Source organism: Halospina sp. K52047b (assembly GCF_008709855.1).
Classification (GTDB): Bacteria; Pseudomonadota; Gammaproteobacteria; order Pseudomonadales; family Oleiphilaceae; genus Halospina; species Halospina utahensis_B.
In genome coordinates, this window is record NZ_VYJH01000014.1 from 21,473 (window position 1) to 36,967 (window position 15,495).

The 15,495-nt window shown below is 64.7% G+C and carries 16 protein-coding genes; 12 read left to right on the forward strand and 4 right to left on the reverse strand.

Translation table 11 applies throughout. From position 1 onward, the window contains the following. Window positions 1-2: 2 nt before the first annotated feature. The gene (sfsA, locus tag F3089_RS14235; RefSeq protein WP_151441452.1) at window positions 3-716 is read right to left on the reverse strand and encodes a DNA/RNA nuclease SfsA; all 714 of its coding nucleotides are present in this window, start codon (window positions 714-716) and stop codon (window positions 3-5) included. A 164-nt stretch (window positions 717-880) separates the two neighbouring features. On the opposite strand from sfsA, the gene dksA reads away from it, so the two are divergent. The 10 genes from dksA (at window position 881) to pgi (ending at window position 12,540) form a co-directional block, all read left to right on the forward strand. Continuing rightward, entirely contained in the window at window positions 881-1,321 is a 441-nt protein-coding gene (gene dksA, locus F3089_RS14240) for an RNA polymerase-binding protein DksA (RefSeq protein WP_077529412.1), read from the forward strand. Between the two features lie 18 nt (window positions 1,322-1,339). Continuing rightward, window positions 1,340-2,197, forward strand: coding sequence for a tRNA glutamyl-Q(34) synthetase GluQRS (gene gluQRS, locus F3089_RS14245; protein WP_151441453.1), 858 nt, complete (start codon window positions 1,340-1,342; stop codon window positions 2,195-2,197). 2 nt (window positions 2,198-2,199) lie between these two features. Continuing rightward, window positions 2,200-2,376 carry a hypothetical protein gene (locus F3089_RS15935; protein WP_192497396.1) on the forward strand — a complete coding sequence of 59 codons (177 nt, stop codon included), beginning with the start codon at window positions 2,200-2,202 and terminating at the stop codon, window positions 2,374-2,376. Next, window positions 2,366-5,326 carry an ATP-binding protein gene (locus F3089_RS14250; protein ID WP_151441454.1) on the forward strand — a complete coding sequence of 987 codons (2,961 nt, stop codon included), beginning with the start codon at window positions 2,366-2,368 and terminating at the stop codon, window positions 5,324-5,326. The genes F3089_RS15935 and F3089_RS14250 overlap by 11 nt, the downstream gene beginning before the upstream one ends. Continuing rightward, window positions 5,323-6,738 (forward strand): sigma-54-dependent transcriptional regulator, encoded by a 1,416-nt coding sequence (locus F3089_RS14255; RefSeq protein WP_151441455.1) that lies wholly within the window; start codon window positions 5,323-5,325, stop codon window positions 6,736-6,738. The genes F3089_RS14250 and F3089_RS14255 overlap by 4 nt, the downstream gene beginning before the upstream one ends. A 549-nt stretch (window positions 6,739-7,287) precedes the next feature. Then, window positions 7,288-8,649: a polynucleotide adenylyltransferase PcnB gene (gene pcnB / locus F3089_RS14260; RefSeq protein WP_151441456.1), complete on the forward strand. Its 1,362-nt coding sequence runs from the start codon at window positions 7,288-7,290 to the stop codon at window positions 8,647-8,649. Then, the gene (gene folK / locus F3089_RS14265; protein WP_151441457.1) at window positions 8,646-9,134 is read left to right on the forward strand and encodes a 2-amino-4-hydroxy-6-hydroxymethyldihydropteridine diphosphokinase; all 489 of its coding nucleotides are present in this window, start codon (window positions 8,646-8,648) and stop codon (window positions 9,132-9,134) included. The genes pcnB and folK (F3089_RS14265) overlap by 4 nt, the downstream gene beginning before the upstream one ends. 53 nt (window positions 9,135-9,187) lie before the next feature. Beyond that, entirely contained in the window at window positions 9,188-9,982 is a 795-nt protein-coding gene (panB, locus tag F3089_RS14270) for a 3-methyl-2-oxobutanoate hydroxymethyltransferase (RefSeq protein WP_151441458.1), read from the forward strand. After that, window positions 9,979-10,836 (forward strand): pantoate--beta-alanine ligase, encoded by an 858-nt coding sequence (gene panC, locus F3089_RS14275; protein WP_151441459.1) that lies wholly within the window; start codon window positions 9,979-9,981, stop codon window positions 10,834-10,836. Before panB ends, panC begins: the two co-directional genes overlap by 4 nt. A gap of 21 nt (window positions 10,837-10,857) precedes the next feature. Beyond that, window positions 10,858-12,540, forward strand: coding sequence for a glucose-6-phosphate isomerase (gene pgi / locus F3089_RS14280; protein ID WP_225741776.1), 1,683 nt, complete (start codon window positions 10,858-10,860; stop codon window positions 12,538-12,540). Here the strand turns inward: pgi and folK (F3089_RS14285) are convergent. Continuing rightward, a complete protein-coding gene (folK, locus tag F3089_RS14285) occupies window positions 12,526-13,038 on the reverse strand; it encodes a 2-amino-4-hydroxy-6-hydroxymethyldihydropteridine diphosphokinase (RefSeq protein WP_151441460.1) in 513 nt (170 codons plus the stop codon). The genes pgi and folK (F3089_RS14285) overlap by 15 nt on opposite strands. Then, the gene (gene folB / locus F3089_RS14290) at window positions 13,035-13,391 is read right to left on the reverse strand and encodes a dihydroneopterin aldolase (RefSeq protein ID WP_151441461.1); all 357 of its coding nucleotides are present in this window, start codon (window positions 13,389-13,391) and stop codon (window positions 13,035-13,037) included. Before folB ends, folK (F3089_RS14285) begins: the two co-directional genes overlap by 4 nt. Before the next feature lie 57 nt (window positions 13,392-13,448). Here folB and plsY point away from each other — a divergent pair, with 57 nt between their 5' ends. Further along, window positions 13,449-14,030: a glycerol-3-phosphate 1-O-acyltransferase PlsY gene (gene plsY, locus F3089_RS14295; protein ID WP_151441462.1), complete on the forward strand. Its 582-nt coding sequence runs from the start codon at window positions 13,449-13,451 to the stop codon at window positions 14,028-14,030. A 3-nt stretch (window positions 14,031-14,033) separates the two neighbouring features. Here plsY and tsaD read toward each other — a convergent pair whose 3' ends face one another. Continuing rightward, entirely contained in the window at window positions 14,034-15,095 is a 1,062-nt protein-coding gene (tsaD, locus tag F3089_RS14300) for a tRNA (adenosine(37)-N6)-threonylcarbamoyltransferase complex transferase subunit TsaD (RefSeq protein ID WP_151441463.1), read from the reverse strand. A 158-nt stretch (window positions 15,096-15,253) separates the two neighbouring features. Here tsaD and rpsU point away from each other — a divergent pair, with 158 nt between their 5' ends. Further along, complete coding sequence (rpsU, locus tag F3089_RS14305; RefSeq protein WP_077529332.1) at window positions 15,254-15,469, forward strand: 30S ribosomal protein S21; 216 nt, start codon at window positions 15,254-15,256, stop codon at window positions 15,467-15,469. Window positions 15,470-15,495: the final 26 nt, after the last annotated feature.

Here is a 15,495-nt window from a genome sequence, read left to right on the forward strand (position 1 = left end):
CCCTATAGAACAACACTCACCTCCCCGCCCGGCTCCAGGGCCTCGGGGGTCATGGTCATCCGCCAGGCCCGACACGCCACGCCCTTATCAACCACCTCGCGCAACAGCTGCGCATACACCGGATCGATACCCTCGGCCGGCCGCACTTCCCGGGCACCGGAATGGCTGACACAGAACAGCAGCATGGCCCGGTCCCCGGCTTCCACCCGCCCCTGCAACTCGCGGAGATGCTTCTGCCCCCGCGCCGTAACCGCATCCGGAAAGTACGCAACACTCCCCTCCGCCAGGGTCACGTTCTTCACCTCGATCCAGACCGGTCTACGCTGTCCGGTGCTGTCCTCCAGAAGCCAGTCGATCCGGCTCTTCTCACTGCCATACCGGACTTCCGGGCGCACACGGTCATAGCCGGTCAACCCCCCGGGTCGCGCCCCATTCAACAGCTCCCCCATCACGGTATTGGCGCGTGCGGTATTGATACAGGCAACCTCACCGCCAGACCCTGTCTCCACCAGCTCCCAGGTCCAGGACAGCTTGCGCTTCGGGTTATCGGAATGACTCAGCCAGACCCGGCTTCCCGGCGCATCGCAGCCCATCATGGACCCTGTGTTCGGGCAGTGCGCCACCACCGTTTCCCCGGAATCCAGCGTCACATCCGCCAGAAAGCGCTTATAGCGACGCACCAGGATTCCGGGCGTCAGTGGTGGATCGAATTCCATGGGTAGCTCCCCCAGATGTTATCTGCTACGTTTCGCAATCTTGCCTGCCATGCCCCGCATCTTCTATAAAGAGCGGATGGCGTGGCCAATCCGGAATTGCGGCAATGATGCCGAAGGTCAGTCGCCGGCGCCAGGCCGGCTGCGACTCGAAAGGGGTAACCATTATGTCGAAGAATGAACCCGCTGTTCAGAACGACTTTGCCGACTTCAAGCCCTACCAGCCGGGCGATGATGAAGAGTACATGAACCAGGAGCAGCTGGAGCATTTCCGGAAGATCCTGCTCGGCTGGAAACAGGAGCTGATGGAGGAAGTGGACCGCACGGTACACCACCTCCAGGAGGACGCCGAGAACTACGCGGACCCGAGCGACCGTGCCACCCAGGAAGAAGAATTCAGCCTGGAGCTGCGCACCCGTGACCGCGAACGCAAGCTGATCCGCAAGATCGACAAGACCATCGACCGGATCGACAAGGACGATTACGGCTTCTGCGACCAGTGTGGCGTGGAGATCGGCATCCGGCGGCTGGAGGCGCGCCCGACCGCAACCCTGTGCATCGACTGCAAGACCCTGGCCGAGATCCGGGAAAAACAGACTGGCGTCTGATCCATCCCAGGCGCTGTCATGGCCTACCGCGGCCGTTTTGCCCCATCGCCCACAGGGCCACTCCACTTCGGCTCGCTGGTCGCGGCACTGGCGAGCTGGCTGGACGCGCGTGCGCATGATGGCACCTGGCTGGTCCGCATTGAGGACATTGACCCGCTGCGCGAGGCCCCCGGCGCCGCACAGCGCATTCTGGATACCCTCACGGCCCACCAGCTGGTCCCTGATGAGTCCCCCTGGTACCAGTCCCAGCGCAGCGAGGCCTATGACGCTGCCCTGATCCGGCTCCGGGAGGCCGGCAAACTCTACCCCTGCCCCTGCTCCCGCAGTGAACTCAATGCCCATGGGGGCCAGCACCCCAGGCGGTGCCGCGAGCGGCCGGACTGGAACCAGCCGGAGCCCTTTGCTCTGCGCTTTCCGGTAGAGGCGCATGACGGGCACTGGTATGACCGTGTGCTGGGCGACCAGCCCCTGAGGCTGGTGCGGGAAAAGGACGATGCGGTACTGCGGCGCAAGGAAGGCTTCTACGCCTATCACCTTGCCGTGGTGGTGGATGACATTGCCCAAGGCATCAACCAGGTGGTCCGGGGGCAGGACCTGGCCGAGCTCACCCCAGCCCACCTCTGCCTTTACGAAGCTCTGGAAGAGACACCGCCAACCTACCTGCACTTTCCGGTGGTCTGTAACGAGCGGGGTCAGAAGCTGAGCAAACAGGCGGGCGCATCCGCCATCGATGACACCATGGCACCGCGGAACATCAGCCAGGCACTCACCGCCCTGGCGCACCGCCCACCCGGGAACCTCAATGAGAGGCCCGTGGAAGACCAGCTGGCGTGGGCCATCAGCCACTGGGACCCGGACAGGCTCCGGAGGGCATGACCATGTACATCTATCGTCTGGTCTTCCTGCTGGTACTGGCCATCTACATTTTCTCGCCCGACATCATGGACTGGTGGGTCGATCCCGGCAGCGCGTGGTACCAGCCGTTCGGGGTCTGGCTCGCCCTGATCGCCCTCGCCTTCTGGCTCGATCACCGGAGGGACGGCGATGAGCTTTAGTGTGCCAACGCTGCTGCTGATCAGTGCCCTCTACCTGGCGATTCTGTTCGCCATTGCACACGCCACGGACCGCAACTGGCTGCCCCGGCACTGGACCCATCACCCACTGGTGTACGTGCTGAGCCTGGGCGTTTATGCCGGAGCCTGGGCGGTCTTCGGGGCTGTGGGCATGGCCTACAGCTTCGGATACGGGTACCTGGCCTACTACCTGGGGCTCTGCGGCGCCTTTCTGTTGGGGCCAGTGCTGCTGCACCCGATCCTCAGGCTGGCGCGCGGCTACCAGCTCAGCTCGCTGGCGGACCTGTTCACCTTCCGGTACCGCTCCCAGTGGGCGGGTACGCTGGTAACACTGTGCTCCGGCATCGCCATCCTCTCACTGCTCAGCCTGCAGATGCAGGCCATGGCCGGCGCCATCCAGACACTGGCCCCCGATGCCAGCCGCTGGTTCAGCGCCACCCTCTTCGCGGTTCTGGCAGCCGTGTTCACCGCACTCTTCGGTGCCCGCCGCAGCCAGGGCGTGGAGCGCAATGAAGGGCTGGTCATGGCCATGGCCTTCGAGGCACTGGTCAAACTGCTTGCCCTGGGCAGCATCGCGGTCATCCTGCTGTTCAGCGTTTTCAACGGTCCGGCGGGACTGGAGACCTGGCTCCAGGGCCAGAGCCACCAGGTCAGCGCCCTGGAGCGCCGCCTCAGTGACGGCAACTGGCGCGCCCTGCTGCTGATTTCCTTTGCGGCCGCCCTGGTCATGCCGCACATGTTCCACATGACCTTCACCCAGAACCCGAGCCCCCGTGCCCTGGCGCGCGCCAGCTGGGGGCTGCCCCTCTACCTGCTGCTCCTGGCCCTGCCGGTTCCCATCGTCCTCTGGAGCGCCCGCGCCCTCGAGGTCGCTGGCAGCCCGGACCTGTTCGCCGTCAGCCTGGGCGTGGTGCTGGAGTCACCGCTGCTGGCCACACTCGCCTACCTGGCCGGCCTGTCCGCCGCCAGCGCGCTGACGATCGTGCTGACCCTGGCGCTGTCCGGCATGCTTCTCAACCACCTGGTGCTTCCGCTGCGCTCACCACCGGAAAACCGCAGCATCTACACTTGGCTCCAGAGCGTGCGCCGCCTCCTGATCCTGGCGATCATCCTGGCGGCCCTGCTCTTCCACGCCCTGATAGGCCGCCATCTCGCGCTGGACAGCCTGGGCCTGATCGCCCTGACCGGGGTGCTCCAGCTCCTGCCGGGGGTGCTGGCCGTCATCTACTGGCCCGAGGGCAACCGCAAGGGCGTGATCAGCGGCATCATCGCGGGCATGCTGGTCTGGTTCGCGGGGCTGGTACTGCCGTTCACCACCGGCATTGCCCCCGGAGACTGGCTGGGTCTCCACCTGATGCAGCCCTCGGACATCGACAGCTGGCACGTGCCCACCTTCATGGCGTTGAGCATCAATGTCCTGGTGTTCGCGCTGACCTCCATGCTCACCGGTACCAGCAACGGCGAGGCCCGCGCCGCGGAATCCTGCAGCATCGGGGCCATGGCACGCCCGCCACGGCGGGAGCTGGAAGCCACCTCCTCCGACGAATTCAAGTCCCAGCTCACGGTGCCACTGGGCAACGAGGTGGCTACCCGGGAAGTGGAGCGGGCCCTGGATCAGCTCGACCTGCCGGCCTCAGAGAGCAGGCCCTACCCGCTGCGCCGGCTGCGCGACCAGCTCGAAGTCAACCTCTCAGGGCTGCTCGGGCCGGCCATCGCCCAGGACATTGTTCAGCGCCATCTCGGCTTCAAGCCCCAGAGCGGTTCCCAGGAACCGCAGCACGACATCCAGTTCGTGGAAGTGGCCCTGGAGGACTACAAGAGCCGGCTGACCGGCCTCGCCGCCGAGCTGGACAGCCTGCGCCGCCATTACCGCCAGATCCTGCAGAACCTCCCCATTGCTGCCTGCTCACTGGGCAGCGACCATGAGATCCTGATGTGGAACCATGCCATGGAGACACTCACCGGTATTGCGGCGGACCGCACCGTAGGCGCCACCCTGGGAGCGTTGCCGGACCCCTGGCGGGAACTGCTCGGCAGCTTCCATCACAGCGAGGCCCAGCACCAGAACCGCCGGCAGGTCGAGCTGGGTGGCCAGCCGCACTGGTTCAACCTGCACCAGAGTGACATTGCCGGTCCCGGCCACCCCGAGGGCGGTACCGTGATCCTGGTGGAGGACCAGACCGAGACACGGCGGCTGGAAGAGGAGCTGATCCACAGCGAACGCCTGGCCTCCGTTGGGCGACTGGCCGCAGGCGTGGCCCATGAAGTGGGTAATCCGGTAACAGGGATCGCCTGCCTGGCCCAGAACCTGAAGCTGGAAACCGAGGCGCCCGGCGTACTGGAGACCGCCGATGAGATCCTGAGCCAGACCAACCGGATATCCAGCATCCAGCAGTCGCTGATGAACTTCGCACGCGCCGGCCAGGACGGCGTAAGCAACCCCCATGCACCGGTACGCATACGGCGCTGCGTGGATGAAGCCATCCACCTGCTGTCACTGGCGGACCGCGAATCCCCGAGCCCCTACCGCAACCACTGCGACACCGGGCTGATGATCGACGGTGACGAACAGCGTCTGGTCCAGGTCTTCGTCAATCTGCTCTCCAACGCCCGCGACGCGGCGCCCGAAGGCACGGAGATCCCGATAGACGCCCGCCGGGTGGCAGCCAGCGTGGAGGTGAGCGTCACCGATGAAGGCGACGGCATAGCCAGCAGCGATCTGGATCACATCTTCGACCCCTTCTACACCACCAAGGGGCCGGATCGCGGCACCGGACTCGGGCTTTCCCTTGTCTACAGCATCGTGGAGGAACATCATGGCACCATCAGTGTCGAGAGCCCGGCCAGTGCGGAGACGGGACGTGGAACCCGGTTCGTGCTGCGTTTTCCCGAAGCCCACCCGACGAACGAGACAACGGATCAGCCATCATGAGTCGCATACTCATTGTTGAGGACGAAGCGGTCATCCGCTCGGCCCTGGAAAAACTGCTGACCCACAACGGCTATGAGGCCGAGGGGGCGGACTCCATTGCCGACGCAACGGCGCGGTTCGACCTGAACCACTTCCAGCTGATCATCACGGACCTGCGTCTGCCGGGCGAGCCGGGCACCGACCTGATCCACCGGGCACCGGACGTGCCCGTGCTCATCATGACCAGCTATGCCAGCCTGCGCTCAGCCGTGGATGCCATGAAACTCGGCGCTGTGGATTACATCGCCAAACCTTTCGATCATGGTGAAATGCTCGAATGCGTGGGGCGGATCCTGGCACAGCATTCCGAACCGGAGAACACGCCCGGCCCAGAGAAGGGCAATGGCTCGAACACCGATCCCTCGCACTTCATGTATGGCGACTGCCCGGCCATGCAGCGTGTTTTCCACCTGCTCCGCAAGGTCGCGCCCACGGACACCACCGTGCTGATCATCGGCGAATCCGGCACCGGTAAGGAGCTCGCCGCCCAGGCCCTGCACAACCTTAACCGCCGGGCGCCCTGGAAGCTCATCTCGGTCAACTGCGCCGCCATTCCCGAGGCCCTGATCGAATCCGAGCTCTTCGGCCACGAGAAAGGCGCCTTCACCGGTGCCGTCTCCGCCCGTACGGGCCTGATCGAGGCCGCGGACGGCGGCACCCTCTTCCTCGATGAAATCGGTGAATTGCCCGCCGAGGCCCAGGCCAGGCTTCTAAGAGTGCTTCAGGAGGGCGAGATCCGGCGCGTTGGCTCAACCCAGAGTCGGAAGGTGGACGTCCGGATGGTGGCCGCCACCCACCGCAACCTCAAGGCCATGACGCGCACCGGTGAATTCCGGGAAGACCTGTTCTACCGCCTTAACGTCATGCAGATCCGGTTGCCGCCACTGCGCGACCGGGAAGACGACATCCTGGGGCTGGCGAAACGCTTCCTGGAGCAGATCGGCGGCCGCATGACCCACCGCGGTTACACCTTCTCGCCGGAAGCCATGCAGCTGATCAAGCGTTACCGCTGGCCCGGAAACGTCCGCGAGATGGAGAACGCCATCGAGCGCGCCGTGATCCTGGCGGATGGCGAAGTCATCACCCCGGAGCTTCTGGACCTGGATGCGGAAGACGAGGAACCCGCCATCTCCACCGGGCTGGTGGGCGCCGACCAGCCCGCCGAGCCCCATGGCCGTGAGGAGGACGCGCCCTCGGACCTGTCCCTCGAAGACTACTTCCAGCACTTCGTGTTGGAGAACCAGGACCGGATGAGCGAAACCGAACTGGCCCAGAAACTGGGAATCAGCCGTAAATCCCTCTGGGAACGGCGTCAGCGCCTGGGCATTCCCCGCAAGAAATCCGGCGCACCGGGTTCCAGTGCCAGCCACTGACGGACTGCGCGCCACTGTTACCCACTGTTACCGTCCGAAACGCTGCTCCGTAGAACACAAAATGTGAGTAACAGTTCACGCCTTCACATTAATCCCTGTTCAGACCTTTCCCCTTCGTAACTCCCTGTCTTAAAAAGGGGTTAAAATTCTGGCACGGCATCTGCTTACTTCAGCCTCAAACAAGAAAAAGCGCCCAACAAAAACAAGAACGCGCACTCACAAGGCAGCAGCCCAACAACAAGAACAAGCTGCCCCAAGGGCTCAAAAACAATAATGAATGCCCTTCGAACTGAGTGTTTTGGCAGCCGAGCTTTTTAGCGGCCATTCCGCTCTCTGTTGCAAAAACGTTCCGTTCGTCGAAAACAGTCGAGCGCCGATAACAAGAACAACAATGCACGCCGAATAACAACAAAAACACTGTCAGACTGATTCCTGTTTCGGGGCTGCCTTCGGGCGGCCCCGTTTTGATTCCGCCCTCCGGACTCGCGCCAGCCCGCTTGAATCGTTACACTCGCGCTTTCGGGTCAGACAGAATCAGCAAGAGACTCCATGGCGAGACGTTTTCTGGAACGGGTACAGAACTGGCTGAGCCAGCTCGGCGGGCAGAACGGGACCGCTCCCCATGAACCCCGCATCATTTCGCGCGACGAACACAACATCTCACGCCAGAACATCAGCGAGTCCGCGAAGAAGGTGCTGCACCGGCTGAACCGCTCCGGGCACGAAGCCTATCTGGTCGGTGGCGGTGTGCGTGACCTGCTCCTTGACGGTCACCCCAAGGACTTCGACATCGCGACCAGCGCCACCCCCGAGCAGGTGCACGAGCTGTTCCGCAACTCGCGCCTGATCGGCCGGCGCTTCAAGCTGGTCCATGTGCTCTTCGGGCGCGAGGTCATTGAAGTGACCACCTTCCGCGGCTCGCCCAAGGACGCGGATAACGACCCGCACATGGATGTGAACGACCAGGGCCGGCTGCTGCGCGACAACGTCTACGGCACCCGCGAAGAGGACGCGCTCCGGCGCGACTTCACGGTCAACGCGCTCTATTACGACATCCGGGATTTCACCGTCCACGACTACGCCGGCGGCGTGAAGGACCTGCACAACCGCCAGCTGCGGCTGATCGGTGACCCGGTCATACGCTACCAGGAAGACCCGGTGCGCATGCTCCGGGCGGTGCGTTTCGCCGCCAAGCTGGACTTCACCATCGCCGAGGATACCGCCCAGCCGATCCGTGAGATGAGTTACCTGCTGGAGGACATCCCGCCGGCCCGGCTGTTCGAGGAAGTGCTCAAGCTCTTCACCGCCGGCCAGGGTGAGACCACCTACGGCATGCTGAAGCGCTTTGACCTGTTCGCACCCCTGTTCCCGGAATCCGCCAGGGCCATCGCCGAGGGCGAACCGGACGGCGTGATCCGGGAAGCACTGGCCAGCACCGATCGCCGGGTACGCCAGAACAAGCCCATAACCCCCTATTTCCTGTATGCGGCACTGCTCTGGCCGGCTCTGCAGCAGGCCTGGCGCCAGGAGGAGGCGGAAACCGACCAGCCGCCCTACCAGGCACTGCAGCAGGCGGCCGGCGAGACCATCCAGAACCAGACCCAGGCCACCGCCATCCCCAAGCGCTTCAGTACCCCGATGCGCGAGATCTGGGAGCTGCAGCTGCGGCTGGACAAGCGCAGCGGCAAGCGCGCGGACCGACTGCTGGAGCACCCCCGCTTCCGGGCTGCCTATGACTTCCTGCTGGTGCGCGAGGCCGCCGGCGAGGACACCCAGGGCCTGGGCGCCTGGTGGACGGAATACCAGGATGCCGATGCCGACCGGCGCCGTGAAATGCTCCGCGCCCTGGGAGGCGGGGGCAAGAAACGCAGCGGCCGTAAGCGCCGCAAGCCCGCACGGAACAACTCATGAGCGTGACCGCCTGGATCGGCCTTGGCAGCAACCTGGACAGTCCCCTGCAGCAGCTGCACCTGGCTCTGGAAGCACTTCACCAGCTGCCGGAGACCACCCTGGCGGATGCGTCGCCCATCTACCGCAGCAGCCCCGTTGGCCCATCAGACCAGCCGGACTTCCTCAACATGGCGGCCAGGCTCGACACCGACCTGGACGCCACCACACTGCTGAAGCAGCTGCTGCGCATCGAGGACGCGCAGGGCCGGACCCGCACCCGCGTATGGGGCCCCAGGGTGCTGGACCTCGACCTGCTGCTCTATGGCCGCGAGATCATCACGCAGCCCGAGCTCACCGTCCCCCACCCGGAAATTCCCAACCGGGATTTCGTGCTGCGCCCACTGCTGGACCTGGACCCGGACCTGAGCCTGCCCGATGGGCGACGCATCGACGACCTGCTCCGCGAATGCCCGGATAACGGCCTGACGCCCGTCACGCTTGCCTGAACACAGAGCCCGCTTTACCCTTGGCAGGATCCAAACGGAATCGGGAGCCGCTCATGAGCACCACCATCCAGTCGCTGCGGGACTACCGCGAGAAAGGGCAGAAGTTCAGCTGCCTGACCGCCTATGACGCCACCTTTGCGGGCCTGCTCAGCGACTGCGGCATTGACGTGCAGCTGGTGGGCGATTCGCTGGGCATGGTGCTCCAGGGCCGCGAGAGTACTGTGCCCGTGAGCATGGAGGACATGGTCTACCACACCGAATGCGTTGCCAGAGCCCAGCCCGAATCGCTGGTTATGACGGACCTGCCCTTCATGAGCTACGCCACCACCGGGCAATGCCTGCACAACGCCGCCCGCCTTATGCAGGCCGGGGCCCAGATGGTGAAGATCGAGGGCACGGACTGGATGGCCGAAAGCGTGCAGCAGCTGACCGAGCGCGGCGTGCCCGTCTGTGCCCACCTCGGCCTGACGCCCCAGTTCATCAACAAGCTGGGCGGTTACCGCGTCCAGGGCAAAGGGGCTGAAGCGGCTGAACGCATGGTCGCCCATGCCCGCCGCCTGGTTGAGGCCGGGGCGGACGTGATTCTGCTTGAGTGCGTCACGTCCTCACTGGGAACCCGCATCACCCGCGAGGTGGGCGTGCCGGTGATCGGCATTGGTGCCGGCCCCGATACCGATGGCCAGGTACTGGTCCTGCAGGACATTCTCGGCATCAGCCGTGGCCATAAGCCCCGGTTCGTGAAAGACTTCCTGCAGGAGGGCGGCTCCGTGGAGGGCGCCGTACGCGCCTACGATCAGGCCGTCAAGAACGGCGAATTCCCCGACAGCAAACACAGTTTCAGCGGATGAAAACCGTCCATACCGTCTCCGATCTCAGATCCGAACTCAGAGCCCACCGGGACGCCGGGGCACGCATCGCGCTGGTGCCCACCATGGGCAACCTGCACCCCGGCCATCTGGCCCTGGTCGAGGAAGCCCGCCAGCAGGCGGACATTGTGGTCACCAGCATCTTCGTGAACCCGCTGCAGTTCGGGCCCAACGAGGATCTCGACAGCTACCCGCGCACGCTCGCGGAGGACCAGGAAAAGCTTGAGTCCCGGGGCAACGACCTGGTGTTCGCCCCCAGCGTGCGCGAGGTCTACCCCAACGGCATCGAGTACCACACCCACATCACCGTGCCGGTGATCACGGAGCTGCACTGCGGGGCCAGTCGCCCCGGGCACTTCACCGGCGTCGCGACCGTGGTCACACTGCTGTTCAACATGGTCCAGCCGGATCTGGCGGTTTTCGGTGAGAAGGACTTCCAGCAGCTGGCCGTCATCCGCAAGCTCACGCGCGACCTGTGCCTGCCCATCGAGATTATGGGCGCGCCCACCTACCGTGAACCAGACGGGCTGGCCATGAGTTCACGCAACAACTACCTCAGTGAACGTGATCGTGAGCGGGCAGTGCGCCTGTACCAGATGCTGTGCTGGGCGCGGAACGCCATCCAGGAGGGTCGCCGCGATTACAGCACCCTCTCGGATGAGGCCATCCGGACGCTCGACAGCGAAGGCTTTCATCCGGACTACTTCAACATCGTCAACACCGACACTCTGGAGCCGGCAAACCACGAGGACACCCGGATCACCATTCTCGCTGCCGCCTGGCTGGGGCAGACACGGCTGATCGACAACCTCAGCCTGACCCTCGATAACAACTGAATCGCTCAGGGAGACGAGCCAGTGACCGAGCAACAATCCCTGCCACCACTCACGGAAACGCCCGAGTGGTCCGCGCTGATGAATCACCGGGCACAGCTGGAAGGCCTGCCCCTGAAGGATCTCTTCCAACAGGACGCTCAGCGCTACCCACGCATGACGCTCGAGGCCGCCGGCCTCACCCTGGATTACTCCCGCAACCGCGTAACCGACCAGACCCTCGGTCTGCTGGCAGACCTGGCCCGGGGGCGTGGTCTGCCGGAACGGGTGAACGCGCTGTTCCGTGGCGAACAACTCAACACCACGGAAAAGCGGCCCGCCCTTCACACCGCACTGCGTCAACCACAGGACCAGCCGGTCCAGGTGGACGGAGAGAACATCATGCCCGCCATCCAGGCGACCCTGGAGCGCATGGAGGTCTTCACCAACGCCGTCCGCGGCGGCGAGTGGCGAGGCATGAACGGCGACACCATCACGGACGTGGTCAGCATCGGCATCGGCGGCTCCTATCTGGGGCCGCTGACGGCAACAGAAGCCCTGACGCCCTTCCAGTCCGAACATCCACGCTGCCACTACGTCGCCAATGTGGACGGCAGCGACATCCGGGAGGCCCTGGCCGGACTCAACCCCGCGACCACCCTGTTCCTGGTCCAGTCCAAGTCTTTCACCACCCAGGAAACCCTGGCCAACGCCCGCGTGGCACGCCAATGGTTTCTGGACGGCGGTGGCACCGAAACCACCGTCCAGCACCATTTCGCCGCCGTTACCGCCAATGCGGACCGTGCCCGGGATTTCGGCATCGCCGGGGACAGCATCTTCCCCATGTGGGACTGGGTCGGCGGGCGCTATTCCCTGTGGTCGGCCATTGGCCTGCCGGTTGCCCTGGCCGTGGGCATGCCGCGATTCCGGGAGCTGCTGGCCGGCGCCCATGCCATGGATCAACACTTCCAGCAGGCGCCACCGGAACAGAACATGCCCATGCTCATGGGACTGATGGGGCTGTGGTATATGCACGGCTTCGGCGCGGAATCCCAGGCCGTTATCCCCTACGACCACTACCTGCGCCACCTTCCGGAGCACCTCCAGCAGCTGGACATGGAGAGCAACGGCAAGAGCGTATGCCTGGACGGCAGCCCGGTCAGCCACCACACCGGCCCCGTCATCTGGGGCGGCCCCGGGGTCAACGGCCAGCATGCCTACCACCAGCTGCTGCACCAGGGCACGCGGCTGGTGCCGGTGGATTTCATCCTGCCACTGACCAGCCACAACCCCGTGGATGGCCATCACGCCATGCTGGCGGCCAACTGCCTGGCCCAGGCCCGGGCCCTCATGCTCGGGCGCACGGAACAGGAAGTGCGCGCAGTGATGATCGCGGAAGGTATGGCGGAAGACGAGGCCCAGCGCCTGGCACCCCACCGGGCCATCCCCGGCAACCGCCCCAGTAACCTGCTCACCATGGAGCGGCTGGAACCGGCCACGCTGGGCGCACTGATTGCACTGTACGAACACCGGACCTTTGTCCAGGCAGCCATCTGGCGTATCAATCCGTTTGATCAGTGGGGGGTTGAACTGGGGAAGGAAATCGGTGGGCAGATCCTGCCCGCCCTGAACGGTGAGCCAGAGACCGACATGACGTTCGACAGCGCTACTGCCGGCCAGATTGCCCGTTTCCGGGCCGCACAGGGCAGCGGTTCAGGTTCGCGGTGAGATCCGCCGGCCCTGCCAGTGGAACTCGATGGGCCAGAGGCGCTGGTCTCGCTCGTAGGACTGCCACAGGTCCGCGTAGCGCTCCCCGCTGACCGGATGCCGTTCATCCGGCGCAATCTCGGCCAGGGGCTGCAGCACAAAGGCGTTACTCAGGATTTCGGAGCGGGGAAGCTCCACGCCATCAATGGTACCCACCAGAGCGCCATAGGTAAGCACATCCAGATCCAGGGTCCGGGAGCTGAAGCGGGGCCGGTTGCGCTCCCGGCCATTGTCATCCTCGACCTGCTTGAGCCATTCCGCCAGCGGCCCCACGGGTTCGTCGGTGTTCAGGGCAACCACGAGGTTCAGGAAGTTCTCACCCTCAAAGCCCACTGCCTCGCTCTCATAGACAGAGGAGATGGCCAGCTCGCCGAAGCGGGCTGAAAGGGCATCCAGCGCGGCGCGGACGTTCACCACGGTGTTCTGGTTGGAGCCGATACTGATGTAGACCCGATTCATTCACCTTCTCCCCGTTCCACCACCACGCCCACGGCCTCAGCCCCGGGAACGGCGCCGGGCTTGCGCAGCACAATACGCCGATAGCCGACGCCGAAATCATCCGCAAGCATGGCCGCGAGCCGCTCCGCCGCCGTTTCAAGCAGGCGGAACCGCCCTTCCCTGAGGCACTGCGCCACGGCTTCAGACACCGCTGCATAGTCCAGTGCCAGTGTCAGGTCGTCCCCGGCGGCCGGAGCGCGATTATCCCAGCGGAGGTCCAGATCCACAAGCAGACGCTGGGTCACCGCCCGCTCCCAGTCCAGGACGCCGATCACAGCGTCAACGGCCAGCCGCTCAATGAAAACGCTATCCATTCCAACTCCCGGGTTGATCCATTATCCTGAAGACCCGATTACGGTTCAGGGCCTTCGATGGAACTGCTGTTCGCACTCTTGCTCTGTGCACTGGGCTACCTCAGTGGCTCGATCCTGTTCGCGCCCCTGGTCTGCCAGCTGCTCAATGCACCGCCGCCCCACCTCTATGGCTCCCGAAACCCCGGCGCCACCAATGTGTACCGGATTGCCGGCCCCGGGCCGGCCGGGCTCACGCTGCTGGGCGACGCCCTCAAGGGCTGGGCGCCGGTTACCCTGGCCCAGTACCTGGACGTCAGCCCCGCTACCCAAGCGGCGGTTGCCCTGGCCGCTATAGCCGGGCACATGCTGCCGGCGTTTTCGCGCTTCCGGGGCGGCAAGGGCGTTGCCACCACCCTGGGGACAGGGCTGGCGCTGGCCGCCGGCACCATTCTCGCCATGGCGCTCATCTGGCTGCTTGTCTTCCGGCAGTGGCGCATCGCCTCACTGGCGTCCATCATCGCCGCCGGCAGCGGTCCGATTATCGCGTTCCTGCTCAACCCTCCCCATACCGGGCTCTTCCTCATCATTGCCCTGGTGCTGTTCGTCCGTCACCGGGACAACCTGGTCCGCCTGGCACAGGGCAGCGAACACCACCTCTGAGGATCATGCCGTCTGGCGCAGCCCCTCGAGGCGGACCTCCTCCAGCCCGGGCAGTTCGGTCAGAGGCCAACGCGGAACGGCCAGCATCTCAGTGCCATCCCGCTGCCCCGCAACCAGCCGCTCATGGCCGGCGTAGGCGATCATCGCACCGTTGTCCGTGCAGAAGTCCAGGCGCGGGAAGAACAGTTCCGCCTGATGGCTTTTCTCAAGCGCTGTCAGCCGCTCCCGCAGCGCCCGGTTGGCTCCGACACCACCCGCCACCACCAGACGCCGCACTCCAGTCTGCTCCATAGCCCGGCGACATTTGATCGCCAGCGTATCCACCACGGCCTGCTCGAAAGCCAGGGCTACATCCGCACGCAGGGTCTCATCCGCACCGTCCGGGCCCGCTTCGTCACGCAGCGTGTTGCGGGTGTAGGTCTTGAGGCCACTGAAACTGAAATCCAGGCCGGGCTTGCTGGTCATCGGCCGCGGAAAGCGGAAGCGCCCCGGCGTCCCCGAAAGCGCCATCTTTGCCACTGCCGGCCCACCCGGGTAGCCCAGCCCCAGCATGCGCGCCGCCTTGTCGAACGCCTCGCCGGCTGCATCGTCCACTGACTCGCCCAGAAGCTCGTAACGCCCGAGCGCCTCGACCTTCACAAGCTGGGTATGCCCACCGGAGACCAGCAGGGCTATAAAGGGGAACGCCGGCGCCCGCTCCTCCAGCATGGGGGCCAGCAGGTGCCCCTCCATGTGATGGACGCCAAGCACCGGCACATCCAGCCCGCGAGCCAGGCCATGCGCAAAAGTGCTGCCCACCAGCAGCGCACCGATCAGCCCCGGGCCCGCCGTGTAGGCAATGGCATCAATGCCCTCCCGGCCACAGCCGGCCTCATCAAGGACGCGCTCACACAGCGACAGCAACCGACGGATGTGATCGCGGGACGCCAATTCCGGCACCACGCCACCGTAGGCGGCATGCGCCGCCACCTGGCTGTGCAGGGCGTGGGCAATCAGGCCATCGTCGCCGTCGTAGAGGGCAATGCCGGTTTCGTCGCAGGAGGTTTCTATACCGAGTACGCGCATGATCACCGCTTCCTGAAGAACGGGGCATAGTGTACCAGAGCGGAAAGCCACACCCTCTCTTTACAGTAGCGGATCGAATGCGTAGACTTGCGGATCCTGAAAAGGCAGTGCCTTTAGAGCATCAATCTGACAACGGATTTTAAGGTAGGTGATTTCGCATGCCCGCTGTGAAAGTGAGAGATAACGAACCGTTTGACGTGGCGCTTCGCCGCTTCAAGCGCTCCTGTGAAAAAGCGGGGGTTCTTTCGGAAGTGCGTCGTCGTGAGCACTATGAGAAGCCCACCGAGGTGCGCAAGCGCAAGCGAGCCGCAGCGGTGAAGCGTCATCTCAAGAAACTGCAGCGTGAACAGAAGCGTTTCGAACGCTATTACTGATCACCCGGACGCCCGCCTCGCGCGGG